The sequence below is a fragment of the Bradyrhizobium sp. LCT2 genome, from assembly GCF_009931255.1.
Taxonomy (GTDB): domain Bacteria; phylum Pseudomonadota; class Alphaproteobacteria; order Rhizobiales; family Xanthobacteraceae; genus Bradyrhizobium; species Bradyrhizobium diazoefficiens.
In genome coordinates this window covers 3,816,312-3,842,120 of the sequence record NZ_CP034432.1, presented here as the reverse complement: position 1 = coordinate 3,842,120, position 25,809 = coordinate 3,816,312, and the positions used below count along the sequence as shown (strand labels likewise).

Annotated in this window: 29 protein-coding genes; 15 read left to right on the top strand and 14 right to left on the bottom strand. The window is 65.2% G+C overall.

What is annotated here, in order from left to right:
- Positions 1–17: 17 nt before the first annotated feature.
- Positions 18–416, top strand: a complete 399-nt coding sequence (locus EI171_RS18415; protein ID WP_161534345.1) for a hypothetical protein — start codon at positions 18–20, stop codon at positions 414–416.
- A 132-nt stretch (positions 417–548) separates the two neighbouring features.
- Here EI171_RS18415 and EI171_RS18410 read toward each other — a convergent pair whose 3' ends face one another.
- Complete coding sequence (locus EI171_RS18410; RefSeq protein WP_011088531.1) at positions 549–1,109, bottom strand: SET domain-containing protein; 561 nt, start codon at positions 1,107–1,109, stop codon at positions 549–551.
- 163 nt (positions 1,110–1,272) lie between these two features.
- Between EI171_RS18410 and EI171_RS18405 the strand changes: the two genes are divergently transcribed.
- Positions 1,273–1,878, top strand: a complete 606-nt coding sequence (locus EI171_RS18405) for a hypothetical protein (RefSeq protein ID WP_371740543.1) — start codon at positions 1,273–1,275, stop codon at positions 1,876–1,878.
- A gap of 22 nt (positions 1,879–1,900) precedes the next feature.
- Here EI171_RS18405 and EI171_RS18400 read toward each other — a convergent pair whose 3' ends face one another.
- A complete protein-coding gene (locus EI171_RS18400) occupies positions 1,901–2,629 on the bottom strand; it encodes a TetR/AcrR family transcriptional regulator (protein WP_028173314.1) in 729 nt (242 codons plus the stop codon).
- 104 nt (positions 2,630–2,733) lie between these two features.
- Here EI171_RS18400 and EI171_RS18395 point away from each other — a divergent pair, with 104 nt between their 5' ends.
- From EI171_RS18395 to EI171_RS18370, 6 genes are all read left to right on the top strand, one after another.
- Positions 2,734–4,131, top strand: coding sequence for a carotenoid oxygenase family protein (locus EI171_RS18395; RefSeq protein WP_161534344.1), 1,398 nt, complete (start codon positions 2,734–2,736; stop codon positions 4,129–4,131).
- Positions 4,132–4,275: 144 nt separating this feature from the next.
- Entirely contained in the window at positions 4,276–4,539 is a 264-nt protein-coding gene (locus tag EI171_RS18390; RefSeq protein ID WP_161534343.1) for a hypothetical protein, read from the top strand.
- A gap of 76 nt (positions 4,540–4,615) precedes the next feature.
- The gene (locus EI171_RS18385; RefSeq protein ID WP_028173311.1) at positions 4,616–5,191 is read left to right on the top strand and encodes a hypothetical protein; all 576 of its coding nucleotides are present in this window, start codon (positions 4,616–4,618) and stop codon (positions 5,189–5,191) included.
- A 12-nt stretch (positions 5,192–5,203) separates the two neighbouring features.
- Complete coding sequence (locus EI171_RS18380) at positions 5,204–5,758, top strand: inner membrane-spanning protein YciB (protein WP_161534342.1); 555 nt, start codon at positions 5,204–5,206, stop codon at positions 5,756–5,758.
- Positions 5,759–5,864: 106 nt separating this feature from the next.
- Positions 5,865–6,161, top strand: coding sequence for a hypothetical protein (locus EI171_RS18375; protein ID WP_161534341.1), 297 nt, complete (start codon positions 5,865–5,867; stop codon positions 6,159–6,161).
- A 12-nt stretch (positions 6,162–6,173) separates the two neighbouring features.
- Entirely contained in the window at positions 6,174–7,094 is a 921-nt protein-coding gene (locus EI171_RS18370; protein WP_161534340.1) for an SH3 domain-containing protein, read from the top strand.
- A gap of 181 nt (positions 7,095–7,275) precedes the next feature.
- Here the strand turns inward: EI171_RS18370 and EI171_RS18365 are convergent, their stop codons facing one another.
- Positions 7,276–8,931 (bottom strand): fumarate hydratase, encoded by a 1,656-nt coding sequence (locus EI171_RS18365; RefSeq protein ID WP_060908192.1) that lies wholly within the window; start codon positions 8,929–8,931, stop codon positions 7,276–7,278.
- 248 nt (positions 8,932–9,179) lie between these two features.
- On the opposite strand from EI171_RS18365, the gene EI171_RS18360 reads away from it, so the two are divergent.
- From EI171_RS18360 to EI171_RS18355, 3 genes are all read left to right on the top strand, one after another.
- Positions 9,180–9,659: a hypothetical protein gene (locus EI171_RS18360; RefSeq protein WP_097532186.1), complete on the top strand. Its 480-nt coding sequence runs from the start codon at positions 9,180–9,182 to the stop codon at positions 9,657–9,659.
- A 291-nt stretch (positions 9,660–9,950) separates the two neighbouring features.
- Entirely contained in the window at positions 9,951–10,124 is a 174-nt protein-coding gene (locus EI171_RS44775) for a hypothetical protein (protein ID WP_165448166.1), read from the top strand.
- Between the two features lie 116 nt (positions 10,125–10,240).
- The gene (locus tag EI171_RS18355) at positions 10,241–10,915 is read left to right on the top strand and encodes an isoprenylcysteine carboxylmethyltransferase family protein (protein WP_011088543.1); all 675 of its coding nucleotides are present in this window, start codon (positions 10,241–10,243) and stop codon (positions 10,913–10,915) included.
- Positions 10,916–11,219: 304 nt separating this feature from the next.
- On the opposite strand, the gene EI171_RS18350 is transcribed toward EI171_RS18355, so the two are convergent.
- Together EI171_RS18350 and EI171_RS18345 are read right to left on the bottom strand one after the other, a co-directional pair.
- Positions 11,220–11,927, bottom strand: a complete 708-nt coding sequence (locus EI171_RS18350; RefSeq protein ID WP_110116568.1) for a glutathione S-transferase — start codon at positions 11,925–11,927, stop codon at positions 11,220–11,222.
- Between the two features lie 78 nt (positions 11,928–12,005).
- Positions 12,006–12,680, bottom strand: a complete 675-nt coding sequence (locus tag EI171_RS18345; RefSeq protein ID WP_028173306.1) for a hypothetical protein — start codon at positions 12,678–12,680, stop codon at positions 12,006–12,008.
- Between the two features lie 317 nt (positions 12,681–12,997).
- On the opposite strand from EI171_RS18345, the gene EI171_RS18340 reads away from it, so the two are divergent.
- The 4 genes from EI171_RS18340 to EI171_RS18325 all read left to right on the top strand — a co-directional run bounded on the left by EI171_RS18340 (position 12,998) and on the right by EI171_RS18325 (position 16,512).
- Positions 12,998–13,999 carry an NrtA/SsuA/CpmA family ABC transporter substrate-binding protein gene (locus EI171_RS18340; RefSeq protein WP_161534339.1) on the top strand — a complete coding sequence of 334 codons (1,002 nt, stop codon included), beginning with the start codon at positions 12,998–13,000 and terminating at the stop codon, positions 13,997–13,999.
- A 134-nt stretch (positions 14,000–14,133) separates the two neighbouring features.
- The gene (locus tag EI171_RS18335) at positions 14,134–14,838 is read left to right on the top strand and encodes an ABC transporter permease (RefSeq protein WP_231166537.1); all 705 of its coding nucleotides are present in this window, start codon (positions 14,134–14,136) and stop codon (positions 14,836–14,838) included.
- A gap of 20 nt (positions 14,839–14,858) precedes the next feature.
- Entirely contained in the window at positions 14,859–15,698 is an 840-nt protein-coding gene (locus tag EI171_RS18330) for an ABC transporter ATP-binding protein (protein WP_161537031.1), read from the top strand.
- An 88-nt stretch (positions 15,699–15,786) separates the two neighbouring features.
- On the top strand, positions 15,787–16,512 hold the full coding sequence (locus EI171_RS18325; RefSeq protein WP_028173302.1) for a Crp/Fnr family transcriptional regulator: 726 nt from the start codon (positions 15,787–15,789) through the stop codon (positions 16,510–16,512).
- A 10-nt stretch (positions 16,513–16,522) separates the two neighbouring features.
- Here EI171_RS18325 and atzF read toward each other — a convergent pair whose 3' ends face one another.
- From atzF to flgB, 9 genes are all read right to left on the bottom strand, one after another.
- Complete coding sequence (gene atzF, locus EI171_RS18320) at positions 16,523–17,908, bottom strand: allophanate hydrolase (RefSeq protein ID WP_161534337.1); 1,386 nt, start codon at positions 17,906–17,908, stop codon at positions 16,523–16,525.
- A gap of 169 nt (positions 17,909–18,077) precedes the next feature.
- On the bottom strand, positions 18,078–19,079 hold the full coding sequence (locus EI171_RS18315) for a Tim44 domain-containing protein (RefSeq protein WP_161534336.1): 1,002 nt from the start codon (positions 19,077–19,079) through the stop codon (positions 18,078–18,080).
- Positions 19,080–19,546: 467 nt separating this feature from the next.
- Complete coding sequence (cckA, locus tag EI171_RS18310; protein WP_161534335.1) at positions 19,547–22,132, bottom strand: cell cycle histidine kinase CckA; 2,586 nt, start codon at positions 22,130–22,132, stop codon at positions 19,547–19,549.
- Positions 22,133–22,286: 154 nt separating this feature from the next.
- On the bottom strand, positions 22,287–23,366 hold the full coding sequence (gene flhB / locus EI171_RS18305) for a flagellar biosynthesis protein FlhB (RefSeq protein ID WP_011088553.1): 1,080 nt from the start codon (positions 23,364–23,366) through the stop codon (positions 22,287–22,289).
- 7 nt (positions 23,367–23,373) lie between these two features.
- Positions 23,374–24,144, bottom strand: a complete 771-nt coding sequence (gene fliR / locus EI171_RS18300; RefSeq protein WP_011088554.1) for a flagellar biosynthetic protein FliR — start codon at positions 24,142–24,144, stop codon at positions 23,374–23,376.
- A 17-nt stretch (positions 24,145–24,161) separates the two neighbouring features.
- Positions 24,162–24,425, bottom strand: a complete 264-nt coding sequence (gene fliQ, locus EI171_RS18295) for a flagellar biosynthesis protein FliQ (RefSeq protein ID WP_011088555.1) — start codon at positions 24,423–24,425, stop codon at positions 24,162–24,164.
- Positions 24,426–24,542: 117 nt separating this feature from the next.
- Entirely contained in the window at positions 24,543–24,851 is a 309-nt protein-coding gene (gene fliE / locus EI171_RS18290) for a flagellar hook-basal body complex protein FliE (RefSeq protein WP_011088556.1), read from the bottom strand.
- A 16-nt stretch (positions 24,852–24,867) separates the two neighbouring features.
- Entirely contained in the window at positions 24,868–25,293 is a 426-nt protein-coding gene (gene flgC, locus EI171_RS18285) for a flagellar basal body rod protein FlgC (RefSeq protein WP_007602149.1), read from the bottom strand.
- A gap of 39 nt (positions 25,294–25,332) precedes the next feature.
- Positions 25,333–25,737 (bottom strand): flagellar basal body rod protein FlgB, encoded by a 405-nt coding sequence (gene flgB, locus EI171_RS18280; protein WP_011088557.1) that lies wholly within the window; start codon positions 25,735–25,737, stop codon positions 25,333–25,335.
- Positions 25,738–25,809 lie beyond the last annotated feature (72 nt).

The window sequence follows — 25,809 nt, the reverse complement described above, 5'->3', positions numbered from 1 at the left end:
AAGCAAGGAGACCTACGATGATTGACGCATCCACCTTCCTGCGTCGCGCCCTGCTCGCCGACGCGATCTTCAGCGGCGCGACCGCCCTCGGCTTCACTTTCGGCGCAGGCGCCTTCGCAACGTTGTTCAACCTGCCCGAAGCGCTGCTGCGCGAGACCGGCCTGTTCCTGATCGCCTACACCGCGCTGGTCGGCTGGCTTGCCGCGCGCGCCGCGGTGCCGAAGCCGCTCGTCCTGCTCGTTGTGGTCGGCAACGCGGCCTGGACGGTCGGCAGCATCGCGCTGCTGCTCTCGGGCGCGGTCTCGCCGAACATCGCGGGCGAGCTCATGGTCGTGGCCCAGGCGATCGCCACCGGTGTGTTCGCCGAGCTGCAATATGTGGGATTGCGGAAGAGCGGACGCGTCGTGGCGGCGTGAGGCCGCATCCGCTGCTGTCGTCGCCCGGTTTAGCCGGGCGACCCAGTATTCCAGAGCCGCCTGAGGGATACGGAGAAGCCGCGGCGTACTGGATGCCCCCGCTTTCGCGGGGCATGACACCGCGATGAACGGCTACGCCCGCGCGCTCCCGTTGGCCTTGCCGACGGCGTGGCCGTTGAGCTTCTTCTTTTTGACGGCCTTGGCGCCTGCCTTCTTGGCCTTGGCTTCCGTGCGCGCCTTCACCTTGGCGCGTTCGGCCCGCTCCTCGGCGCGCAGCTTCTTGCGCTTGGTCTCGCAGGAGGCGCATTTGCAGCCGATCGGCTTCAGATAGGCTTTGAAGTAGTCGGTGCCGTAATCGTAGTTGATCTCGTCGCCCGGCTCGATGTTCTTGATGGCACGGATGAAGACCTTGCGCTCGCGCGGGCGAACGTCGGACTCGGCGTTGGGCCGGCAGGAATGGTTGATGTAGCGGGCGAGGTTCTTGCGCACCGAGCCGTCGATGGTCCAGCGGCCGTTGAGCTCGAACAGATATTTGTTCTCGATCTCGTCGTGCGCAGGAATCCGCGAGTCCAGGATCGGTCCGAAATAACGGATGATCCGGGTCCCCTTCTTGATCGGTTTGGTGGCGAAGAGGCCGAGCCCGGTCTTGGAGCGGCCGACGCGATAAGGTTTGTTCGACGAAATGGCTGGCATGATCTGGAGAACGAGGACGCGAACAAGGCCGGACGGGCCCAAGCGAAGCCGCTCTTCTAGAACGATTCCGCGCCGTTGTCAGGTCTCAGGTAGGCCTGTTTGAACCTTGCCCACAATCAAGACGTCTGATGGTACGGAGTTCCCGATGCATCAAAGCCTCATGATGACCCGCATCACCACAACGTGCCTGGCCGTGTTGCTGATGTGCACCGTCCTTGGTGGCGCAAACGCCCAATCCGTGGGCAGCACGTACACTTCGACGGCGCCCAAGGACTGCCGCCAGCTCGGAAAGCCCAGCGAGCTCGACGGCAGCACGACGCGTATGTGTCCCGGCAAAGATGGCCTGATGGTGCTGATCGCCGAGGACGATCTTCGCGAGATCGTCTCGGTCGGGCGCAATCGCAAGGAAGCGGCCGAGGAGCCGGCGGCCAAGACCTGGTTCGCCCCGTTCAATTCATCCGAGACCACCGTCGAGTGGCGCGCCGCCGGCCAAAAGCCGTTTGCGATCATCCAGCGCTGGCACATCGCCGACGGCAGCGATCCCGACAAGCAGGGACGGCCGAACACCAAGGCCATGCTGGTCGTGACACGGCTGCCGCCGGGCCCGGTCTGCCATGTCGCCTATGTCGATGCGATCGCCAACCCGAACGCCAATGAGCTCGCGCGCAAGGCCGCGGACGATTTCGCCCGCGGCTTCACCTGCGGCAAGGACGAGGTGAAGGTCATCGGCACGCGCGGCCGCGCCGTCGAGCTCGCGACGATGCGGTAGGGGCTGCGCCCGATCGAAGGCGCTATGTCGGCAACTTCGCTGTAATCGGCGCCGTCAGCATCACCTCAAGCAGCCGTTCGGCCGTCGTCCCCTCGGGCAGCCGCTCCAAAATATCCTTGAGCCGCCCGTCGAGCAGCAGCGTGGTGAAGCCGTGCACCATCGACCAGGCGCGCGCGATCGCGGCGCCCTGGTCGAGCGTCAGCGCGTCGCCGCTGATCTGCTCCTGCCGCATCGCGCCGATGGCGTTGGCAAGTCCGGCGAAGGAGGCTTCGGCAGCCTCGTGCAGCGAGGGCCTGGAATAGTCGAGCCGCTCGGTGCGGAACATGATGCCGTACATGCCGGGATGGGCCTGCGCATAGGCGACATAGGCTTTCGGCCGCGCCAGCGCGCGCGCGAGCGGCGTGGTCGCGGTGTCGCAGGCTGACGCCATCGCCGCGTTGAACTGGCGGAAGCCGACGGCCGCGAGCTCGCTGAGAAGGCCGGTGAGATCGCCGAAATGATGGGTCGGCGCAGCATGCGATACACCCGCCTCGCGCGCCACCGCGCGCAACGTCAGGCCCGCAAGCCCGTCGCGCTCCAGCACCCGTTCGGCGGCCTGGAGCAGCGCCTCGCGCAGCGCGCCGTGATGATACGGCGCCTCCGTCTTCGCACTCGCCGCACGGCGCACCGGGCGCGATGCCGCGGTCGACGTCGTTCTTCTGGGGGCACGCGAGCTTCGCGCCGTTTCGCCTTTGGTGTCGGTCTTGGCCATTTGCAAGCTATATGACGCAATATTGACAGTGTAAAGATTTCACTTGACCAGAACTGCCGACGCGGCTAATTGATCTTTACGATGTAAAGATAAGGGGGCACGCCGTGCAGCACGACGCCATCGCCGAGCGCCGCAACAATATCGCGCCGATTCCATTCGAGGCCGACGCGCCCTTCCTCAAGATCATCGGCGAATTGCCGCGCGAGCTGAACGGCACGCTCTTTCGCAACGGCCCCAATCCGCAATTCGACGCGCCCGGCGCGCACTGGTTCGTCGGCGACGGCATGCTGCACGCCTTCCACCTCGAGAATGGCCGCGCCAGCTACCGCAACCGCTGGGTCCGCACGCCGAAATGGCTCGCCGAGCACGACGCGGGCCGCGCTTTGTTCGGCGGCTTCGGCCGCAAGCTGCCGGATGCCCCGGCTGATCTCACCGACGGCGGCGTCGCCAACACCAACATCATCTTCCACGCCGGCAAGCTGCTGGCGCTGGAAGAAGCGCATCTGCCGACCGAGATCGAGCCGGGCACGCTGGCCACGCGCGGCTATCACAATTATCAGGGCCGCATCGCCGGCAGTTTTACGGCGCATCCGAAGATCGATCTGGTCACCGGCGAGATGCTGTTCTTCGGCTACAACGCCGCGGGACCGCTGACGCCTGCCCTCTCCTTCGGATCGATCGATGCGTGCGGCAAGGCGACGCGCTTCGAGCGGTTCGAGGCGCCCTATGCCAGCATGGTGCACGACTTCATCGTCACCGCGAACCATGTGCTGTTTCCGATCCTTCCCATCGTCGGCAGCATGGAGCGCGCGATGAGCGGACGGCCGCCCTATGCCTGGGAGCCGGACAAGGGCGCCTATGTCGGCGTGATGAAGCGCAACGGCACGGCCAAGGACATCGTCTGGTTCCGCGGTGAAGCCTGCTACGTCTTCCACATCATGAATGCCTGGGAGGAAGGCAACCGCATCGTCGCCGACGTCATGCAGTTCGAGGAAGCGCCGCTGTTTCCGCATCCCGACGGCCGGCCGACGGATCCGGAAAAATCGCGCGCCCGCCATTGCCGCTGGACCTTCGATCTCTCGGGGAATACCGATCGCTTCCAGCAGACGTATCTGGACGACCTCACCGGCGAATTCCCGCGCATCGACGATCGCCGCGCCGGGCTGAAGAGCCGTCACGGCTGGTACGCCTGCGCCAATCCGAAACTGCCGATGTTCGGCGCGCTGTCCGGCATCGTCCATGTCGACGGCAACGGCAAACGGCTCGGCCATTATCTGCTGCCGGCCGGCGACACCATCTCCGAGCCGGTGTTCGTCGAACGGTCGAGCGATGCAGCCGAAGGCGACGGCTGGCTGCTCGCCGTGGTGTGGCGCGCGCGGGAGAACCGCAGCGACCTCGCCGTGTTCAACGCCACCGACATCGAGGCCGGCCCCGCCGCATTGGTGCAGCTCGGTCACCGCGTACCCGACGGCTTTCACGGCAATTGGGTGGGAGCGGCGTAGCCGTCATTCCGGGGTGCGACGAAGTCGCGAACCCGGAATCCATTTCACCGCGTGCTCTGCGGCTCGACGGATCCTCAAACACGCAATTGCGCATCGTAGCTCGACGCTTCGCGTGCCCCGGAATGACGGAAAGAGGAGTTTCCCATGCACATGCCCTCGATCACCGCCGACTGTCTCGCCGTCCTCGCCCTGGCCTGCGCCGCGCTCGCACTCTGGATGACCTGGCTGTGGCGGGGCAGCCATGGCACCTTCAACGGCGGCATCTTGCTCTCCGCCGGCTTCATGACCGGGTGCGCGCTGCCGCTCCTGTCGCGCCTGCCCTGGGCGGAATTGGCCGCGGAGGCATCGGACCAAGTCGTTGCAGGCCTTCATCTTTTGGAGGTCGCCTACGTGATTTTGACACTGTAAAGATATTGCTTGACCCACGCGCGCCCCTGAAGTAGTAATCTTTCCATTGTAAAGATCGGCTCGACCGAGGCGGCCCATGACGATTTTCCTGATCCTCGCGCCCTACGGCGCCTACACCTTCCTGATGCTGGTGACGTCGGCCACGGTCAGCGTCTTCGCGGCCTCCGCGATCTGCCTCGCCACCGTGGCCATCGACGTGGCGCAGGGCCGCTCGGTGAAGATCCTGGCTGCGGGCTCGGCGATCGAGTTCGCCGCGATCGGCCTCTACCTCGCGCTGATCGACCCCGCGCTCGGCACGCTCGGCATCAAGCTGTCGGTCGATGTTGGCATCTTCGTCATCTCGCTCGGCTCGATGCTGGTTCGCCGTCCCTTCACCCTGCAATATGCGATTGAATCGGTCCCGGCCGAGACCGCGGCGATGCCCGGCTTTCTCTATGCCAATTACGTCATCACCGGCGCTTGGACCGCGGCGGCGCTGCTGATGGCGGCCGCCAATCTCGTGCTGCTCTACGTCCCCGGCCTGCCGCTCTGGTCGAGCCTTGCGGTCGCCTTCGCCGCCCGCAACAGCGCGATCTACTTCACAAAATGGTATCCCGAGTATCGCCAGATCAAGTACGGTACGCCGGCCGCCGCGCTGCCCAACGCCCGCTGAACAGGATCGACGATGAAGGACGTATTCGCCCGCCTCGCCTCCGACTTCCTCTCCGCCATCGTCTTCCTTATCGTCTACCTCATCACCGACAACGTCGTCCTGGCAACGTCGGTGGCGATTGCCGGTGCGATCGCGCAGGTGATCTACGCCCGCGTCAAGGGGCAGCAGCTCAACTACATGACCTATGCAAGCCTCGCGCTCGTCGTCGTGCTGGGCACGGTCACGCTACTGACCAATGATCCCCGCTTCATGCTGGCAAAGCCCTCGATCGCGCATTTCGCGATCGGCGCCATCATGCTCAAGCGCGGCTGGATGCTGCGCTACATGCCGCCGATCGTCGCTGAGACCGTTCCGGAATATGTCACCGCTGCGGGCTATGCCTGGGCGGCGCTGATGTTCGTGATCGGCGCCGGCATGATCGCGGTCGCCGCTACGGGCGATCTGAAGCTGTGGGCGTTCTACATCACGGTGGTCGCGGGCGGCGCCAAGATCCTCGCCTTTGCCGTGCAGTATGTCGTGCTCCGGCTCATCGTCACCAGCCGCCGGCGCGCCGCGGCCCGCGCCTAAATGCCTCCAATGCAGCGTTAGGCAGGCGCGCCGAGTTGGGTTATAGGCTCGCTCAGGACTGGCCGCGGATCGTCGCGGCCCGCCGGGATTTGTTCGGGAGACGGGAATGGCCGTAGACGGCAACTGGAATCTGACCATGACGACGCCGATGGGCGAGCGCAACTCGACGCTCAGCCTGAAGGCCGCGGGCGGCACGCTCACGGGCGCGCAGATTGCGGAAGGTAACTCCGCCGAGATCTTCGACGGCACCGTCTCTGGCGACAACGTCTCCTGGAAAGTCTCGATCGACAAACCGATGCCGCTCACGCTCGAATTCAACGGCACCGTCTCCGGCGACAGCATCAGCGGCGAGATGGGAATCGGCCCGATGGGCAGCTTCCCGTTCACGGGCGCGCGGGCGTAAGGCCACGCAGCCATGCGCGTGCTCCGTTTCATCGCGGCGGCGATTCTGTGCGTCGTCACACAAGCAGCGCGCGCGGATGACACCGAACCGGCGTGGCGCGCAAGCGCGCTCGCCATGGTGCCGGCGGGCTTTGTGGCCGGCACCGCCTATCGGACCGACGGCTCGACCGGTTACCTCGCCGTTTATCCCGCGACATCGAATGATCCGAAGACGCCCGCAAGCGTGTTCGCCGCACGCCAGGCGCTAGTGGTCACACTGACGCCGGATGCGACGCGCGCCGTCTCAGCCGAGCTGAAGCCGCGCACCGGGCCGGACCCGGACAACGACGACACCGATTTCGCAAAACTGCACGCCGATCTCGCCGCCAAGCGTTCGTCGCTGCTCGACGGCACCGAGCCCTGCGATCTCGGCGCCTGGTCGATCGACAAGGACCCGAGCGGTCTCAACGTGCGCGCCGAGCCGTCAGTGAAGACGCGCGTGCTCGGCACGCTGCCGCCGCCCTACCGGCTCAAGCTCGGTGGCAGCGAGAACACGCCCGACGGCGGCTGGCTGACCGAATTCCGCATCATCGGATTCAAGGACGGCTGGTTTCTGATCGAAGGCGCCAAGCCGCCGGGCAAGGACTACGAGGACGACAAGAGATATCCGCGCAGCGCGCCAAAGCCCTATGCCGGGCGCGGCTGGGTAGCCTCCAACAAGGTCGGCGCCGCCTATGCCAACGGCGCCACGCGCATGGGCGGACTGTTCCAGGCGCCCTTCGTCGATGCCAAATGGATGCCCGCCCAGCGCGAGCTCGGCGGCGCGATCGATACCGACGGCGGCCCCAAGCGCCTGCTCGCTTGCAGCGGTCTCTGGGGCCTCGTCGAGAGCCACGACGGCGTCCGCGGCTGGTGGCGCTCGCTGTGCTCCAACCAGGTCACGAATTGCAGTTGAACTCTTCCCCCTCGCTCCGCTTGCGGGGACGCGACGAGCTTCGCTCGCGCTGAGAGGGTTGGAGTAAGGGGGAGTCTCCGCGAGGACGGTGACAGTTGGACTCGTGGAGAGTCCCCCTCACCCGGACTTTGCGCGACGCGCAAAGTCCGACCTCTCCCCGCAAGCGGGGAGAGGTGAAGAGCTAGCCCAGATTCAACTCCTTGAAGAAGTCGTTCCCCTTGTCATCGATGATGATGAACGCCGGGAAATCCACGACTTCGATGCGCCAGATCGCTTCCATGCCGAGCTCGGGATATTCGAGCACCTCGACCTTCTTGATGCAATGCTCGGCGAGGTTCGCCGCGGCGCCGCCGATCGAGCCGAGATAGAAGCCGCCATATTTCTTGCAGGCCTCGCGCACGGCCGGCGCGCGGTTGCCCTTGGCCACCATCACCATGGAGCCGCCCGCGGCCTGGAACTGGTCCACGAAGGAATCCATGCGGCCCGCGGTGGTCGGACCGAACGCTCCGGAGGCGTAGCCCTCGGGCGTCTTGGCGGGACCGGCATAGTAGACCGGATGGTTCTTGAAATAGTCCGGCAGCGGCTCGCCCTTCTCCAGCCGCTCGCGCAGCTTGGCATGGGCGGAATCGCGCGCCACGATCATGGTGCCGGTCATCGAGACCCGCGTCTTGATCGGGTATTTCGAGAACGTCGCCAGGATGTCCTTCATCGGCTGGTTGAGGTCGATCTTGACGACCTCGCCGCCGAGCGCCTCTTCGACCTGCGGCAGATATTGCGCCGGGTTGTGCTCGAGCTCCTCGAGATAGACGCCGTCCCTGGTGATCTTGCCGAGCACCTGGCGATCGGCCGAGCAGGACACGCCGAGCCCGATCGGGAGCGAGGCGCCATGGCGCGGCATGCGGATCACGCGGACGTCGTGGCAGAAATACTTGCCTCCGAACTGAGCGCCGACGCCGAGCGACTGCGTCATCTTGTGGATCTCTTTCTCCATCTCGACGTCGCGGAAGGCGTTGCCGTCGGGCGAGCCGTGGGTCGGCAGCGCGTCGAGATAGCGGGCCGACGCAAGCTTCACCGTCTTCATGCACAGCTCGGCCGAGGTGCCGCCGATCACGATGGCGAGGTGATAGGGCGGGCACGCCGCAGTGCCGAGCGTGAGGATCTTTTCCTTCAGGAACGCGAGCAGGCGGTCCTTGGTCAGGACGGAAGGCGTCGCCTGGAACAGGAAGCTCTTGTTGGCGCTGCCGCCGCCCTTCGCCATGAACATGAACTTGTAGGCGTCGTCGCCCTCGGCGTAGATCTCGCACTGCGCCGGCATGTTGTTGGCGGTGTTCTTCTCCTCGTACATCGAGAGCGGCGCGACCTGCGAGTAGCGCAGATTGCGGCGCAGGTACGCATCGCGCGCGCCTTCCGACAGCGCGGCCTCGTCGTCACCGTCGGTGATGACGTTGCAGCCCTTCTTGCCCATGATGATCGCGGTGCCGGTGTCCTGGCACATCGGCAGCACGCCGCCGGCCGCGATGTTGGCGTTCTTCAAGAAGTCGAGCGCGACGAACTTGTCGTTCGGGCTCGCCTCGCCGTCCTCCAGGATCGCGCGGAGCTGCTTCAAATGGCCGGGGCGCAGGTAATGGTTGATGTCGCCGAAAGCCGCCTCCGACAGCGCCCGCAGCGCCTCGCGCGACACCACCAGCATGTCCTTGCCCAGGACCTTCTCGACCCGGATACCCTCGGACGAAATCTTCTTGTAGGGCGTCTCGTCCTTGCCCAACGGGAACAGCGGGGTGTGCTTGTAGGGCGGAACGGGCTTTGCGGGGTCGGGGAAGGCGGTGGGAGCGTTCATGGAGCGAATCTCGGGGTTTTGGAGCCCTCGCGCGGGCCCCTGGCATAGAAGCGTTCTAAGCTTTTTTGCCGTAAAGGGAAGGCGTTCCGGCGCGGTCGGGGCATCCCGATTCGACGTCATGACGGCCCTTTTTCGGTCACCGTCGGCCGCCCGCAGGCGGTGATGATCGTGCCCGGCAGGCCTTGCGTCCACCCCTTGCGCTCGGCGCGCGACGAAGGTTGAATGCGCGCCCTAAGGGGCTTTTCATCATGATTTTCGAACCGAACGTCCGCGGCGCGATCCTGGTCGCCGCCGCCATCACCGGCCTTGTGACCCTCGCCTCGCCTGCCCGCGCGGACCAGTGCGATGACATCGCAAAGCAGCTTGCGAGCGGCATCGACAGGCTGAAGGTCAACTTCAAGGCCGCCAACATCATCTACCTCACCCACCCGGCGGCGAAGGAGCTCTCGCTCGGCTGCCGCGCGCAGGGGCAAAACTATTCCAACGAGCTCTATGCCAAGGGCGACCGCAAGCCGACGCCGCAGTTCTATGACCTCGTCGCGTCCGCGGCCGCGATCATCTTCACGGTGCCGAAGGACGACACCGCGAAAGGCGCGACGCGCTGCCTGAAGCGCATGGGCCTGCTCCGTGGCGACAAGGTGTCGATGCGCTTCAAGCGCCTCAACATGGATTGCTCGCGCACCAAGACGGAAGCCTCGATCGCGATCACGCGTCCGAAGGACGAGTAGGCCGGCGCGTCTGCCGCAGGCCTCGCGCTTTCCGCAGGCGCGACTCGCGTGTGTCGTAACGTCGCCCGCTGCATACTCCGTCATTGCGAGTCCCTCCGCGGAGACAGACTGGATTGCTTCGCTGCGCTCGCAATGACGGATGAGAGAGTTGGCGCCCGTTGAAATTGCACAATGACAGGCGCGAAGACGCCTCCCACCGCACCAGATCCCTCGCATTTTAACGATTGGCTTGAGGGAAATTTCGCTCCTCGCAGGACAGACTCAATTGTTTCCATGTGTGAGGATTTGTGGATGAGCGTTTCTACCGTTGCGCCGCCGCCGATCGCGATCGTGGTCCCGAGCTACGACACGACCAAGCAGCAGGACGATCAGGCCAAGACCAAGGACACCGACCCGACCTACAAGCCGCAGCCGCCCGTGCCGCTGCCGCCGGGTCAGGGCACGCGGATCGATCAGCTCGCCTGATCCGGCCTGCCGAAGTTGAAGCGCCCGATCCGGTCGATCGGGCTTTTCGCGTGTCCGGCCGCATCTTTGCCGGATAGCCGGGTCAATATGGCGCGGGATTGCCCCGGGACCTGCGCATGATCGCACGGCTCTTGTTGCAGAACACGGTCTTCGTCGTCGCGACGGGCGCGCTGCTGTTCGCGTCCGCCGGCACGCTGCAGTGGCCCGGCGCCTGGGTGATGCTGATCGCCTCCGCGCTACTCGGCCCGCTCTGCGGCTGGTGGCTCTACCGGCTTGATCCGGCGCTGCTCGCCGAGCGTCTCCGTCCGGTCATCCAGAAAGACCAGCCGCCCGCCGACAAGGCGTTCATCGCCGTGTTCGTGCTCGCGATACTGGCCTGGCTGGTCGCGATGGGCCTCGACCGGCGCCAGCTTGCCTCCGGCATGCCGCTCGCTTTGCAGGTCCTCGGCCTCGTGCTGTTCCTCGCCTCGACGCTGTTCACGATGTGGGTGTTCCGCGAAAACTCGTTCGCCGCGCCGGTGGTGAAGCTGCAAGCCGAACGCGCGCAGCACGTGATCTCGACGGGGCCCTACGCGCATGTGCGCCATCCCATGTACAGCGGCATGATCCTGTTCTTCGCCGGCGTCCCGCTGCTGCTGGGCTCGTGGTGGGGTCTTGCGATGGAGCCGCTCTTCCTCGCGCTGCTAGCAGTCCGAATCCGCATCGAGGAGCGCACGCTGCGCGAGGGCCTGCCGGGCTATGCCGACTATGCGATGCGGGTGCGCTACCGTCTGCTACCCGGCGTGTGGTGAGCGCGCATCTCTGTCCCGTGCAACTCCAGGGAAAAGCGCCTGCCCTCCTCCGATCGACTGACGTCGCCGCAACCGAAGCCCGCTAGAGGGAGCCCGCACCCACGTGAACGGGAGACGCGACGATGTTCTGCAAGCCCCCCTGCCCTGACGAGCATGACCTCGCTCCCGTCCCCGACGATGCAAACGATCGATCTGGTCCGGAGCGCTCACGGGCGCTCGGGAGCCACGACGCGTTCGGGCGATTGATCGCGCCCGAAACGGCCGGTCCGGAACGGGGGCTGCCGCCAGCCTCCCTCCGGACCGGCTAACTATCGAGCTCCTTGTAGCGCCGGAAGATGCCCTGCTCGTTGAAGGCAATGCGACGCTCGCTCGCAAGGTAGGCCTTGATGTTCGGTCGCGCGGCGACGCGGTCGTGCAGGCCGACGAGGCCCGGGATGTCTGCCTCGAACGCCTTCATGCGCCTGGGGAAGGCATAGCGCAGCCCGGCGACGATCTGGAACAGCGAGAGGTCGACATAGGTCAGCCGGCGGCCGGTGACGTAAGTGCCGCCATTGCCGGCGAGCAGCTGTTCGAAATAGCCGAGATATTTCGGCACGCGCTCGCTCCAGAACTCGGCCGTGCGCTTCTTCGCCGCAGGCCGCGCGTCCTCGTAATAGAGCGAGGGCCCAAGTGGATGATGGGTGTCGTGAACCTCCAGCACGAGGTCGGTGATGGTGAGCTGGAGCTGGTGCACCCAGAGTTTGCCTGCTTCCGTCTTCGGCGCGAGGGCATGGCGGGCGCCGAGATAGAGCAGGATGTTGGCGGTCTGGCCGATGACGAGCTTGCCGGCTTTGAGGAATGGCGGCGCGAAGGGCGGCGTGCCCTCATGCGCGTCCATCATCTTCATCATCGCGGCCGTTCCGCGCGCGCCGCGCGCAACGTCGACGTAGGCCGCACCCGCCTCCTCCAGCGCCAGCCGCACATATTCGCCGCGGCCCTGAATCTCGGGCCAGTAGTAGAGCTCGTATTTCATGGAAACAGTCCGTGATTGCGTTGCGGCAAGTGTAGCACGCAACCACGAACTCGATAACGGTGGACGGTGTTCCGCGCCTCAATTCGCCGCGAAGCAATACAGCAGCCCGTCGCCACCCGTGCTCTTCAAATCGGCCTGCGAGCAGCCGCCATCGGGACCGCGCGAGGGGTGCGAGCTGTTCCACGATTTCGACGGCTCGTCGTCACGCAGGCCCCGCCGGTCGGCATGGCCGACGACCGCAGTACCTTGCGTGCTGGACGACCAGTTCTTGCAGGTCTTGTCGTCGCCGGCGGCAAATGCAGTGCCGTCGGGTTGCGTCCCCGTGAGAATGTCGTGGCGGTTCGGCGTATCGCCGACTCCGTTGGAGACCTCACCCTTCTCGCTGAGCGCCGTCTGCTTGGTCAGGTTGTTGGCGGGGCCATGAAGCTCGGCAACATCCTTGGCGATGACCGCGCCCTTCGCATTCTGCCACGGCCCCTTGCCGATGCGGTCGCGCGCGTTGACGGCCGGCTTGCCGTCGGCGGCCTGGGTCGAGAGATAGGCGCGCCAGGTTTTGGCGCCGGCGCCGACGGCCTGAGCGAGCTTCTGGCAGTGCGCATCGGCCCCTTCCAGGCCGCCGAGATCGGCACCCTTGCCCGGCCCGCTCGAGGTCACGAAGAAGGTCATATCGGCTGACTGCGCCAGCACCGATGGACTTGCGAAGACCGCGAGCGCAGCGCCTGCTGGTACGATGACTCTGGCAATAAAGTTCATCCTATCCTCCCGTTTGGTCCTGCGATTGCTCTTGGCTGGCCCGTCTTTGACCCTCTGACACGAACCCGTCACGACGGACATTATTCCGGCCGCCCACCGCGCGTCACCTCGAGCGGAGGCGCGGGACCGGCCGCCCCCGAAGGCCGTGTCGATTAATTGCTTCCCGCGACCGTAGCGCCGGGTGAGCATGCCCAGCACGGGCCGATCCTCAAGCGATCGCCCAGGGGAGGACGCGGGAGTCCGTTGCGGGGCCGTTCAGGGCGGCATCCGCGAGCACATCGGGGCTGCCGCCGGGCGCGGCGCGAGGGGAGATCGTCATGCACTGGAACACCGTCCGCCCAATCGCGGCAATTGCCGGCTATGCCGCGCTTTGCTGCGTTGCCATCGGTCCGGGCTGCGCCTCGGCCGCGGAATTGCTCAAAGCCCGGCTGGCGCAAAACCTTGGACCGATCTCCGGCCTTGCGATCGTCGCCAAATCGAAGGGGATTTTCGAAAAGAACGGACTGGACATCACGGTCTCGAACTTCACGTCCGGCAAGCAGTGCCTGGACACCGTGATCGGGGGCGGCGCCGACATCGCGACGACGGCGGAGGCGCCGGTCACCGCTTCGGCGATGGCAAACCAACCCATCGCCTTCGTCGCCGGCATGGAATATTCCGACCTCAAGACGGTCGTCGCGGCCAAGGCCGGCGTCAAGACCAAGGCAGAGCTTCGCGGCAAGCGAATCGGATTCACGGCCGGCACCGGCAGCGAGGTCTACACGGCGACGTTGCTGAAGTCGGCGGGATTGACTGCCAAGGATGTCACCCTCGTCAACCTGCGGCCGCAGGAAATGCTGCCGGCACTTGCAGCCGGAAGCATCGACGCGATCGACACTTGGGAACCCCACATCGCAAACGCGAAGAAGGCCCTGGGCGAAGCCGTCGCTGAGCTCGATACAACGGGCACCTACTCCGAGACGTTCAACATCGTCGTCATGAGGACCTATCTGGATGCCAACCCTGCGGTGGTCGAGAAGTTCATCGCCGCACTGATCGATGCCGAGGTCTGGGTGAAGGCACATCAGGACCAAGCGATCACGGTGGTGGCGGACGCGGTCGGCATGAAGCGAGACGACCTCGCTCCCATCTGGGCCGACTATGTCTACCGGGTGCGTCTCGACGATCGGCTGATCGAGATCCTCAAGACTCACTCCGCATGGCGCCTCGAGAGCGGCAACCATCCTCCGGGAGCGGCGATGCCCGACTTCAGCAAGGTCGTCGTCGCCGAGCCACTGAAGAAGGTCGACCCCGCACGCGTCACCCTCTCGTGGAAATAGGCACCCGCACAGCCATGCAGGACGGCACTTCAGCACGACAGGAAATTGCTCTCCGCACCGACGGTCACGGTCGGCGGCCGAATTCAGCCCGTCTTCGCCGTCTCAACATTCTGGTCGGGGCGCTTTCGCTTCCCTTGTTCGTCGGTCTCTGGGAACTGGTCTCCCGTTCCGGGGCCGTCAACATGGTGCTGTTTCCGCCGCCGACGGTGGTTGCTGCGGCGGTCCTCGAGTGGATACGAAGCGGACAGTTCCTTGGCGATCTGCTGGCCAGCCTCTTTCGCGTCACCACGGGGTTCATCGTGGGCGGCGCGCTCGGCATCCTGCTCGGCATCCTCACCGGCCAATTCCCTGTCATCTCGAGCTTGCTGTCCCCGCTATTCCATATCCTGCGGCCAATTCCGCCGATTGCCTTCGTGCCGATCGTCATCCTCTGGTTCGGCCTGTCGGAAGCGGGAAAACTGTTCCTCGTCGTATGGGGCGTGTTCTTCACGGTTTGGCTCTCGACCCACATCGGCGTGCAGAAGGTCGACCGCGGTCTCATTCGGGCGGCGTTGATGCTCGGCACGCCCCGGCGGCAGATGCTGCAGGAGATCGTGCTGCTGGGCGCGCTTCCCTACATCGTGGTCGGGTTGCGCACCGCCGTCAGCATCTCCTTCTACACGCTTGTCGCGGCCGAACTTGCCGGCGCTTTCGCCGGCATTGTCTACAGGATCGAGATTGCGCAGCAGAATTTGCAAACGGGCCAGGTCATGGGCGGGCTCGCAGCGCTCGGGCTGATTTCGTTCATTGCCGACCGGCTGTTTTCGGCGCTTGCAGAACGTACTGTCTGGTGGCGCTGATGTCGGGACCTCGATCGATCATGAAACTGGCTCTGGCAAGTTCGCCGGCCTCCGTCGAATCGGCGCGGAAACAACCGGCCATTCAAGTCTCAAGCCTGAGCATCGTATTTGACACCAATCGCGGGCAGACCATCGCGGTGGATCGCGTTTCCTTTGACGTGGCGCCAGGCGAGTTCGTTTGCATCGTCGGGCCCTCCGGCTGCGGCAAGTCGACGGTGCTCAATACGATCGCCGGACTGGAAGTGCCGTTTGAAGGCGACATCCTGGTCGAGGGCTCGCGTGTCTACAGCCCGCGGCCCGATGTCGGCATGGTGTTCCAGCAGCCGCATCTTTTCCCCTGGAAGTCTGTCCGCAAGAACATCGCCCACGGCCCCAGGATGCTTGGGAAGTCCAGGACGGAAGCGAATGCCATCGCCGACGATCTGATCGCGATGATCGGTCTCAAGCGTTTCGCCGACGCCTATCCGAACACGCTGTCCGGCGGCATGCAACAGCGCGTGGCGATCGCGCGAGCGTTGGCCAATCAGCCCCGCGTGTTGCTGATGGACGAGCCCTTCGGAGCCCTCGACGCCCAGACCCGGGCGGTGATGCAAGACAATCTGCTGGAGCTGCGCGACCGGATCAAGGCGACGATCGTGTTCGTCACCCATGACATCGATGAAGCCATCGTGCTGGCCGACCGCGTCCTCATCATGAGCGCGGGACCCGGCCGCATCCTGCGCGAAGTCGCGGTCAAGCTGCCGCGCCCGCGGTCGAGTGCCGTCATGGTCGAGCCAACCTATCTCTCCCTCAAGAAGGATTGTCTCGACGACATCCGCGCAGAAGGGCTGCGGGCGTTCAATCAGTCGGACGCGAGCTGATCGCCCAGAACTCGGAAATCGAGCTGCAGCCGGCAGCGCTGGCATGGTTCTTGAATAATCGATGCCGGGTCTCACAGTGGAGCCGGCGATGCACAGGGCGAATAGCGCGATAGCGGCAGGCGTGATGCTGGCCGAGTCGGACAATCTCGTCAGGCCGCTGCCCGGCTTGCTGGACGGTCTCAGCCGGGCCGATTGCAATCGGCTGCGTGCGATCGGACGCGAGAAGGCCCTGGAAGCCGGCCAACTCGTTTGGTCTCAGGGCGACACACAGGCCGGGATCTACCTGATCAGCGAGGGACGCATCCGCAGCTACTATGCGGCGCCGTCGGGGCGCGAGGTCACGCTCGCCTACTGGTTTCCCGGCAACTTCGTCGGCGGCCCCGATATATTCGGAACGGGCCCGCACATGTGGACATCGGTTGCGGCCGAACGCAGCCGGTTGACGTTCATGCCCGGACCGGCGCTGCGGCGGCTTGCGCTGGAATCGCCGACGATCGCCGTCGCCTTGCTGGATGCCCTGGCATTCAAGGCGCGATGCTATTCGGCGATGGCCCAGATGCTCGGGACGCGCTCGGTGACCGAGCGGCTGCACAGCCTGTTGATCTTCCTGTCGCACGTCTACGGCGTGAAGCGCGGCGGCGAGATCGTCGTCGGGATGCCGTTTACCCACGGCGATCTCGCCAATCTCATCGGCTCCACCCGCCAATGGGTGACAGTGCAACTCGCGCGGCTCCAGGAGGAAGGCGTGATCAGGTACGACAGATCCGTGATTTCGATCCTGGATCTTTCGACGCTCGGGCAAGGGATGGAATAATATCCGCCCTTCAGCCGCCAGACTTCAATTCGAAAGCCGCTCGGCCTGCACTGGCCTCGAACCGCCGCGCCAGTCCGATCAGCGCGCGATCATGCCAGGCCGGCGCCAGCAGGGTCACGCCCATGGGCATGCCGTTCGGCAATGTCGCGTTCGGAACCGCCACGCCGCAGAGATCGAGCAGATTGGCGAAGTACGAGTAGTAGCCGAGGCGATTGTTGAGCGTGATCGGATCGCGATCCATCTCCTCCAGCGTGAACGGCCGCGGTGCGGTCGGGACCAGCAGCGCATCGATACCCGCAAAGATCGCCTCGGCGTCGCGGCGAAGTCGGTGCAACCGGTGAATGGCACCAAACGTGTCGATCGCTGAATAGCCGGCGGCTGAGCCCAGCACGGTCCTCGTGACGTCAAGCAGGGAGCCGGAATCGATGTCCATCAGCGAAGCGATGGCCGAGTGCCGCTCCGCGACCCAGGGCCCGCTGAACATCAACTCCCCGGCCTGGCGGAACGGGGCGAAGTCCACCTCGATCGCCGTTCCTCCGATCTGCGTGAAACGCTCGCAGGCGCGCTCATAGAGCTCGCCGCATTCCGGCATGCCGAAGCATTCGAGATCGGCGGACGCGATGCGGCCGAACCGGAACGATGGCACCGTCCCTGTGGCGAAGGAAACGACCCTGGGCAAGCGACTGTAGGGATCTTCGAAATCGAACCCCTCGATAATTTCGATGATCGCCTCGCCGTCGCTGACGGTATTGCAGAACACCGAGACGCAATCGATCGTCGGGCAATTCGGCACCAGCCCGCGTGATGACACCAGCCCAACGGTCGGCTTGATTCCGACGATGTTGTTGAAGCCGGCAGGTATGCGGCCGGATCCGCCGGTATCGGTGCCGAGCGCGAACGCGACGTGCCCGGCCGCCACGGCGACCGCGGACCCGGAACTGGAGCCGCCCGAAACATAGCGCGCGTCGGCAACCGACGCGCAGGGGCCATAGGGCGAACGCGCGCCGGACAGGCCTGTGGCGAACTGGTCGAGATTGGTCTTTCCGAGACAAATTGCGCCGGCCGCGGTGAGGCGTTCGACGCTGTGAGCGGAATGCCAGGGCGTGTAGCTGAACGCCGGGCATGCGGCGGTGGTCGGCATTCCCTCGACGTCGATATTGTCCTTCACACCGAAGGGAATGCCGAGCAGCGGAAGATTTTCGCCCGTCCGCGCGCGCGCCACCAGCTTGCGGCATTCTTCCAGTGCCTCCTTCCGCGGGCGGAGATAGATCCAGCAATTGCGGTCGCGCTCGGCCTCGATCCGGTCATACGCCGTTTCGATCGCCTCCAGCGCCGATGACGAATTCCTGGCGATGGTTTCGTGATTTGTCCTGGAGCGCGCGACAGACTGACTCACCGAATATCTCCTTCGCTGACCGGCAGGCGCGAAATTGCGGGAGCTGCGCGCGGGCAACAAGCAATTAAGTGCTTCGCCCAAATGGTCGGCCGGATCGGGGATATATGCGGCTCAAAGAAAAAGGCGCCGTACCGAAGCACGACGCCCTGATTGTTCAATTCGCTCGCGATCAGTTGGTCTGCTGGATCGCCGACAATTCCCAGGTGCCGCCCGGGCGTCGGGCGAAGGTCCAGACTTCGGTGACCTCACCCGGCTGCTCGCTGCCGGCAACCACAGCGCCGGTGTTGCGGTCGAGCGTCTTGTCGGTGAGCGCGAAGCGCAGCGCCACCGTGGCGTAGTCGGTCTCACCCTCGCGCCAGGCTTCCGCGAGGTCGCCCTGCAACAGCTTCACGTTCGTGACCTTGTTGACGACGTTGCGCGCGCGGTTCTGGCCGAGGTCCTGCTCGAAATAGGAGACCATTTCCGGCGTCGCGAGCGTGTGCAGCTTGGCCACGTCCTCGTTCGACCATGCGGTCTGGACATCGCCGAGCAGGCGCTCGAACGCCTCATAGTCGACCGGCTTGATCTCGAGCGGCGCGTTGTTGGCGCCGAAACCGAAGCCGCCGAGACCGCCACCGAGGCCGCTGCGATAGCTCGTCTGCGGTCCCGGACCGCCACCTGCATCAGCGTTGGCATAGGCCGCCTGCGGCGTGTGGCGGCGCTGCCACCACGACATCGCCAGCCGCACCACGAACACCACGAGCACGATCTGGATGATCAGGCCCAGGATCGACGACAGGCCGCCGAGGCCGCCGAACAGGCCGCCGCCGAACAGCATGCCCAAGAGGCCTGCGCCGAGGAAGCCGGCCGCAAGGCCACCCAGGAAACCGCCGCCGCGGCCGAACAGGCCGCCGCGCGCGGGCGCGGTCGCGGCCGAATTCATGCCTGCGCCCGGCTGGGTGTAGGTGCGGTTGAACTGCGAGGTCGAGCCCGGAGCGGTCGTGGTTGACGGCGGCGCCGAATAGGTCCGCGAGCCGCGCGAACCCGACGACATGCCGCCACCGACGCGCGCGTCGGCGGACGAGATCGCCAGCGCTGTCGGCAGCGCAAGCGCCAGCACGACGGCGATCGTCTTGAAGAGACTGCGGGAGCGTTGCGAGAAATTCATGTTCGTTTCCCAAATCCCCGGCATGGGGACGTGCCCCTAAGATGGGCAGCCGGAGCGAAAAGTGAAGCCGGTTTCGGAACTTGTAGCTGCGGCCCTCAGTCGCGGGGATGTGGCAAAAGCCCATATTCGGCGGGGGTTTGGCCGGGCCGCGCGCGAAGGGCCATGGTCGCCCGTTACCGGCGGCCTTTAGGGCTAAAATTCCGCTTTTTCCTCGTCATTGAGCCCTTGCGACAAGGCAATCCAGTCTGGTTCCGCGGAGACAGTCTGGATTGCTTCGCCACGTTCGCAATGACGGTGTTGGGACAATTGCGCGCTGTCTCCTCGATGTCGTCCTGGCGAACGCCAGGACCCATTATCCCAAGAGGCGGTTTGGCGAAGACTGGTCGTTCGGGATTGGCAGCGCGCAATCGACGGATCACGCGTATAAGTCCTGGCGTTCGCCAGGACGACGGCAGAGATTGCCGCGCGGTGTGTCATCCCACGCGCAGCGCTCACCCCTGCTTCGTCATCGTCTCCTTCACCGCCGCCACGAGCTGGCTGAGCGTGAACGGCTTTGGCAGGAAGTCGAACTGCTGGCCCTCGGGCAAGCTCTTCTCGAACGCGTCCTCGGCGTAGCCGGAGACGAAGATGAACTTGATATCAGGGTTCTTCTCGCGCATCGCCTTCAGCAGCGTCGGGCCGTCCATCTCCGGCATCACCACGTCGGAGACGACGAGATCGATCGCACCGCTCTGCTCCTCCAGCATCTCCATGGCCTCGACGCCGTTCTCGGCCTCGACCACGGTGTAGCCGCGCGAGCGCAGGCCGCGTGCGTTGAGGGCGCGCAGGCCTTCTTCATCCTCGACGAGAAGGATCGTGCCTTGTCCGGTCAGATCGGTGCGCGGCTTCGCTTCGGCCGTGGCGGGAACGGCTTCCTTCGCGGCGCCATTGGCCGTGCTGACCACTGCCGCGGGCTGCTCGACCTGCACTTCCGGCTCGGCATGGTGGCGCGGCAGGAAGATGTGGAACGAGGTACCCTGCCCCGGCTCGGAGTCGACATAGATGAAGCCGCCGGTCTGCTTGACGATGCCGTAGACGGTGGAGAGGCCGAGGCCGGTGCCCTTGCCGACTTCCTTGGTCGAGAAGAACGGCTCGAAGATCTTGTCGCGGATGTCGGCGGGGATGCCGGTGCCGGTGTCGGCGACCTCGATCCGCACATAGTCCGCCGCCGGCATGCCCTTGTAGGCGAGCTTGCCCGCATCCTCGGTGGCGACGTTGGCGGTGCGGATGATCAGCTTGCCGCCGTCGGGCATGGCGTCGCGGGCGTTCACCGCGAGATTGACGATCACCTGCTCGAACTGGGAGACGTCGACCTTCACCGGCCAGAGGTCGCGGCCGTGGATCAGGTCGAGCTTGACCTTCTCGCCGATCAGCCGGCGCAGCAGCATGGTGAGGTCGGAAAGCGCATCGCCGAGATCCAGCACCTGCGGGCGCAGCGTCTGCCGCCGCGAGAACGCGAGCAACTGCCGCACCAGTGTCGCGGCGCGCGTCGCGTTCTGCTTGATCTGCATGATGTCCTGGAACGACGGATCGGTCGGCTTGTGCGCGTTCAGCAGGAAGTCGTTCGCCATCATGATGGCGGACAGCACGTTGTTGAAGTCGTGGGCGATACCGCCGGCGAGCTGGCCGACCGTCTCCATCTTCTGCGACTGGTTGATCTGGTTCTCCAGCGCGCGCCGCTCGGTGGTCTCGAGCATGTGCACGATGGCGGCTTCAGCGTCGTTCTCGGCAGCGTCGACCGGCGTGACGAAGAACTGGCCCCAGCGCTCCTTGGTTCCTTCCAGCGCCACCTCGACCGGCGCGATGTCGGCCTTGCCTTCGGCGGCCTGGTTGATGGCCGTGATCACCAGGTGGCGGTCACGTGAATTGATGGCGCGGAAGATCGACTTGCTGGCGCTGTCGAGGCCGAGGCCCTGCGCGAGCTTGGCGTAGCGCGCGTTCGCGCGCACGACGTTGCCGCCGCGGTCGACGGTGGCGATCGCCATCGGCGTGTGGTCGAAGAAGCGCATGAAACGCACTTCGGCGGCGCGGTCCGGATCGCTGCGCTCGTCGCGGGCGCGGCTGATCACGAGCGTGCGCGACGGCCCCGGCGCGCCGTCGGCCCCGAAGGCGAGCTTGTGATAGAGCCGCACCGGCATGGTCTTGCCGGTGCGCATGCGCAGGTCGATATCGAAGACCTCGGTCTTCACCTCGCCCGGCACCGCCACGATCGAGCTGAGCAGCGAAGCGCCATCGCCGGAGACGATGTCGGAGAGCTTCAGCCCGCCCGAGCCGATCTCGGCGAGGTCGTAATCGAGCCAGTTCGCCAGCGTCGCGTTGACGTAAGCGAGCTCGCCGGCCGGATTGACCGAGAAGAAGCCGCAAGGCGCGTGATCGAGATATTCGATCGCATGCTGGAGCTCCTGGAACACGTCCTCCTGGCGCTCGCGGTCGCGGGTGATGTCGGCGATCGACCACACCGCGTATTTCGCCTCGCGCTTTCCGGTGCCGAGCGGGCGCACCCGCATGCGCAGCCAGCGGCCCTGGCTGCCGTCGTGGCCGGAGATGCGCACCTCTTCCTGCTGCCGCTTGCCTTCCCGGGCGGCCTTCAGCAGACGGAACACGGCTTCGGAGACGTCGGGATTGCCGATGAAGACGCGCTCGACGGGGCGCACGTCCTGCGGGCCCGTGGCACCGGTCAGCGTCAGATAGGCCGCGTTGGAATAGACCACGTGGCCGCGCGGATCGGTCACGGCCAGCCCGTCGAAGCCATGATCGGCGATACGACCCACGACTGGATCGTCGAGACTGCGGTCGGCGAAGCGGATGATGCCGGCGGCGAAGGCGAACAGGTTGAACAGGCCGACCATCGCCAGCACGGCGAGGATACCTAGGATATAGGGCTGCGCCTGCGCGCGGCCGAGCGTCATCAGCCCGACGGCGACCGCGACCAGGCCGGCGGCCACCAACAGCACCAGCGCAATGCTGCCCGAGCGCGGCGAAGGCTCGTGCGCCGCAACGGGCTCGCGTGTGAGGTCGTGGTCGGTCTCAGCAGTCATATCGAGCTGGCGCAGCCTGTCGGCAGAGAATCAACGCGCTGCGGCGCGCGTGGGGTCCTCCCTGCCTGAATCGGACCCGCAGGCGCAAGGGCAGCAAGGGCGAAAGGTACGCTGATTCCCAGATTACGGCCATTTCCGGTACTTTTCGGGTATTTTATCCCCGCCCGGCGCCGAATCCGCGCTTCAGCCGCATGACGTAGCCGATGACCTCGGCGACCGCATGGTAGTGCTCGGTCGGGATTTCCTGGTCGATCTCGACGGTGGCGTAGAGCGCACGGGCCAGCGGTACGTTCTCGACGATGGGGATGTCGTGCTCGCGCGCGATCTCCCGGATCTTGAAGGCGAGATTGTCGACGCCCTTGGCGACGCAGATCGGTGCCTGCATGCCGCGCTCGTAGGACAGCGCCACCGAAAAGTGGGTCGGGTTGGTGATGATCACGGAGGCCTTGGGAACCGCCGCCATCATGCGCTTCTTGGCGCGCTGCTGCCGCAGCTGCCTGATCTTGCCCTTGATATGCGGGTCGCCTTCGGACTGCTTGAACTCTTCCTTGATCTCCTGGAGCGACATCTTCTGCCGCTGGAACCAGCTTCGGTACTGGAAGAAGTAGTCGCCTATGGCGATGATCGCGAGCGCCGCGACCACCGCGCCGAGCAGGTGAATGGTCAAGCTGGTGGTGGCGCCGAGCATGGCGGCCGGATCGAGCCTGACCATCGCCTCCATGCGATGCCGCTCCGGCCACAGGATCGTGCCCATGACCACGCCGAGCACGATCAGCTTGCCGAGGCCTTTCAGGAAGTTCGCGGCCGCCTGCTTGCCGAAGATGCGCTTGAAACCGGCCGCGGGCGAGAGCTTGCTGAATTTGGGCTTGAGGGATTCGGCCGACCAGACCAAGCGGTGCTGGAGCATGTTGCCGGCGACGGCCGCCAGCACCAGCATCAGCAGGGGCACGCCGATCGCCGCAAGCACCGCGAATTCGATCTGCTGCAGCAGCGCAAGCAGGGCCCGGCCGTCGGTCTTGATCATCCAGGAATTGGCGAGCAGGTTGCGCATCGGCGTCACCAGCCCGCTGCCCACCGAGCCCGAGAAGGTCGAGACCACGAGCGTGCCGCCAGCGATCATGAACCAGGTGTTGATCTCCTGGCTCTTGGCGACGTCGCCGCGTTCGAGCGCCTCGTCGAGGCGTTTTTGCGTCGGGTCTTCTGTTTGGCTCTCTGGATCGTTGTCTTCCGCCATCGATCACCTACTTGAGCGGCATCATCTGGTGCATGACACCGATGAAATAGTCCAGAAAGGTGCCCATCATCGCGGTGAGCACCACGGCCAGCACCAGGAAGCCGGCGAAGATCGACAGCGGCACGCCGACGAAATAGACCTGCATCTGCGGCATCAGCCGCGCCAGCACCCCGAGCCCAATGTTGAAGACGAGGCCGAACACCAGGAACGGTCCGGAGAGCTGCAGGCCGAGGCGGAACGCGGCGGCGAAGGCGCGCGTTGCAAGCGAGGCGACATCGCCGCTAGACACGGTCTCGCCCGGCGAGAAGATCGCATAGCTGTCGTTCAGCGCCGCGATCACCAGGTGATGGCTGTCGGTGGCGAACAGCAGCGTCACCCCGAGCATGGTCAGGAAGTTGCCGACCAGCACGCCCTGCTGTCCCTGCGTCGGATCGACCGAGGTGACGAAGCCGAGCCCCATCTGCTGCGCGATCACGGAACCCGCAACCTGGAGCGCCGACAGCGTCACGCGCGCGGTTGCCCCCAGCACGATGCCGATCGCGATCTCATGCAACATCAGCACCAGAAGCGGCGCCAGCGAGCCCATGTCGACGTGATAGGCGCTGCGATGCAGCGGCAGGATGATCAGCGTGAGCAGGAGCGCGATCGACAGCTTCACCCGAGTCGGGATGTTGGTCTCGCCCAGGCCCGGCAACAGCATCACCATCGCGCCGACCCGGGCGAAGACGAGCATGAAGGCCGCCGCAAGCGCCGGCAGCAGCGAGACGTCGATGCGCATAATCTACGCATCTTGCCTCAGCCGCCGATGATTCGCGACGATATCCGCAGCATGTGGGCGTGGAGCGAGTCGGCCATGAACGGCAGCGCCAACAGCATTGTGGCGAAGATGGCCAGAATCTTCGGCACGTAGATCAGCGTCTGCTCCTGGATCTGCGTCAGCGCCTGGAACAGCGACACGATCACGCCGACCACGAGGCCGACCACCATCAGGGGCGACGACACGATCACGATCGTCCAGATCGCATCGCGCGCGACGTCGAGGGTCTCGGGTCCGGTCATTTTCGATTTCTCACTTTGAGTTGTTTGTCGTCATTCCGGGGCTCGCGAAGCGAGAACCCGGAATCTCGGGATTCCGGGTTCGGTGCTTCGCACCGCCCCGGAATGACGCGCCAAAAATCAGATCGGCATCTTCATGATGTCTTCATACGCCGAGATCACGCGGTCGCGGACCGAGACCAGCGTGGAGACGGCAACGTCGGTGTCAGCGACCGCCGTCACCACGTCCATCACGTTGGCCTTGCCGGCGGCCATCGCCACGGTCTGCGCGTCGGATTTGCGCCCGGACTCCATGACGCTGCCGACGGCGTCCTTCAGGAGCGAGGCGAAGGACTGCCCGCTTGCTTCGCTGCCCTTGCCGGCGCCGCTGTTCTCCAGCACGCGGGCAAGGTTGGCATAGGCGTTGGCGGCGATTGTCGGTGATGCCATGGCTCAAATGTCCTGTTCAGCTCTTGAGGATGTCGAGCGTGCGCTGGATCATCCGGCGCGTCGCACTGATGATGTTGAGATTGGCCTCGTAGGACCGCTGCGCGTCGCGCATGTCGGTCATCTCGACCACCGAGTTCACGTTGGGATATTTGACGTTGCCGGTCGCATCGGCGGCCGGATTGTTCGGTTCGTATTTGGTGCGGAAGTTCGACTGGTCCGGCTTGATCCTGCCGAGGGTGACGACCTGCGCGTCGAGCGTGCGGTCGAGCGCGGAGGAGAAGGTCGGCACCTTGCGCCGGTAGGGATCGCCGCCTGCGGTCTGCGACGTCGAATCCGCGTTCGCGATGTTCTCCGAGATCACCCGCATGCGCCCGGCCTGCGCGCGCAGGCCGGAGGTCGCGATCGCCATCGAGCGGGCAAAGTCGCTGCTGTCATTGGCCATGATGCGCCTCCTCTAGCTCTTCTGTTCCGGGATCATGCTCTAGCCCTTGCCGATCGCGGTCTTGAGCAGACGCAGGCTTTTCGAATAGAGCGAGGTCGCCGCCGCGTAATCCATCTGGTTGCTGGCGGCCTTCATCATCTCCTCTTCGAGATTGACGGCGTTGCCCGCAGGGCGGGTCTCGAAGCCGGCATTCCTGTTCTGGTCGAAACCCGAGGCCGCGCCCGATGGCGTCATGTGAGACGCGCTGGTGACGGTCATTGCCAGCGGGCCCATCGACCCCGTGACCGCGCCAGCCCTGTCGAGCTTCGGCTCGACCAGGTCGCGCGGCCGGAATTTGGGCGTGTCGGAATTGGAGACGTTCTCGGACAGGACGCGCTGGCGTTCCTGATGCCACTGCATCTTGGTGCGAAGCGCCGACAGCACCGGGAGGTCGTTGATGGACATCGTCGCGGCTCCTTCCGCCTCTTCCGGACCCAGGGTCCGAAGCTAGGCAGAATTTGCCGCCTGTATGGTTAA

Bases quoted from the DNA above. Each gene is read 5' to 3' on its own strand.
- EI171_RS18415 (WP_161534345.1), top strand. From the start codon at position 18: ATGATTGACGCATCCACCTTCCTGCGTCGCGCCCTGCTCGCCGACGCG.
- EI171_RS18410 (WP_011088531.1), bottom strand. From the start codon at position 1,109: ATGCCAGCCATTTCGTCGAACAAACCTTATCGCGTCGGCCGCTCCAAG.
- EI171_RS18405 (WP_371740543.1), top strand. From the start codon at position 1,273: ATGACCCGCATCACCACAACGTGCCTGGCCGTGTTGCTGATGTGCACC.
- EI171_RS18400 (WP_028173314.1), bottom strand. From the start codon at position 2,629: ATGGCCAAGACCGACACCAAAGGCGAAACGGCGCGAAGCTCGCGTGCC.
- EI171_RS18390 (WP_161534343.1), top strand. From the start codon at position 4,276: ATGCACATGCCCTCGATCACCGCCGACTGTCTCGCCGTCCTCGCCCTG.
- EI171_RS18385 (WP_028173311.1), top strand. From the start codon at position 4,616: ATGACGATTTTCCTGATCCTCGCGCCCTACGGCGCCTACACCTTCCTG.
- EI171_RS18380 (WP_161534342.1), top strand. From the start codon at position 5,204: ATGAAGGACGTATTCGCCCGCCTCGCCTCCGACTTCCTCTCCGCCATC.
- EI171_RS18375 (WP_161534341.1), top strand. From the start codon at position 5,865: ATGGCCGTAGACGGCAACTGGAATCTGACCATGACGACGCCGATGGGC.
- EI171_RS18370 (WP_161534340.1), top strand. From the start codon at position 6,174: ATGCGCGTGCTCCGTTTCATCGCGGCGGCGATTCTGTGCGTCGTCACA.
- EI171_RS18365 (WP_060908192.1), bottom strand. From the start codon at position 8,931: ATGAACGCTCCCACCGCCTTCCCCGACCCCGCAAAGCCCGTTCCGCCC.
- EI171_RS18360 (WP_097532186.1), top strand. From the start codon at position 9,180: ATGATTTTCGAACCGAACGTCCGCGGCGCGATCCTGGTCGCCGCCGCC.
- EI171_RS44775 (WP_165448166.1), top strand. From the start codon at position 9,951: ATGAGCGTTTCTACCGTTGCGCCGCCGCCGATCGCGATCGTGGTCCCG.
- EI171_RS18355 (WP_011088543.1), top strand. From the start codon at position 10,241: ATGATCGCACGGCTCTTGTTGCAGAACACGGTCTTCGTCGTCGCGACG.
- EI171_RS18350 (WP_110116568.1), bottom strand. From the start codon at position 11,927: ATGAAATACGAGCTCTACTACTGGCCCGAGATTCAGGGCCGCGGCGAA.
- EI171_RS18345 (WP_028173306.1), bottom strand. From the start codon at position 12,680: ATGAACTTTATTGCCAGAGTCATCGTACCAGCAGGCGCTGCGCTCGCG.
- EI171_RS18340 (WP_161534339.1), top strand. From the start codon at position 12,998: ATGCACTGGAACACCGTCCGCCCAATCGCGGCAATTGCCGGCTATGCC.
- EI171_RS18330 (WP_161537031.1), top strand. From the start codon at position 14,859: ATGAAACTGGCTCTGGCAAGTTCGCCGGCCTCCGTCGAATCGGCGCGG.
- EI171_RS18325 (WP_028173302.1), top strand. From the start codon at position 15,787: ATGCACAGGGCGAATAGCGCGATAGCGGCAGGCGTGATGCTGGCCGAG.
- EI171_RS18315 (WP_161534336.1), bottom strand. From the start codon at position 19,079: ATGCCGGGGATTTGGGAAACGAACATGAATTTCTCGCAACGCTCCCGC.
- cckA (WP_161534335.1), bottom strand. From the start codon at position 22,132: ATGACTGCTGAGACCGACCACGACCTCACACGCGAGCCCGTTGCGGCG.
- flhB (WP_011088553.1), bottom strand. From the start codon at position 23,366: ATGGCGGAAGACAACGATCCAGAGAGCCAAACAGAAGACCCGACGCAA.
- fliR (WP_011088554.1), bottom strand. From the start codon at position 24,144: ATGCGCATCGACGTCTCGCTGCTGCCGGCGCTTGCGGCGGCCTTCATG.
- fliQ (WP_011088555.1), bottom strand. From the start codon at position 24,425: ATGACCGGACCCGAGACCCTCGACGTCGCGCGCGATGCGATCTGGACG.
- fliE (WP_011088556.1), bottom strand. From the start codon at position 24,851: ATGGCATCACCGACAATCGCCGCCAACGCCTATGCCAACCTTGCCCGC.
- flgC (WP_007602149.1), bottom strand. From the start codon at position 25,293: ATGGCCAATGACAGCAGCGACTTTGCCCGCTCGATGGCGATCGCGACC.
- flgB (WP_011088557.1), bottom strand. From the start codon at position 25,737: ATGTCCATCAACGACCTCCCGGTGCTGTCGGCGCTTCGCACCAAGATG.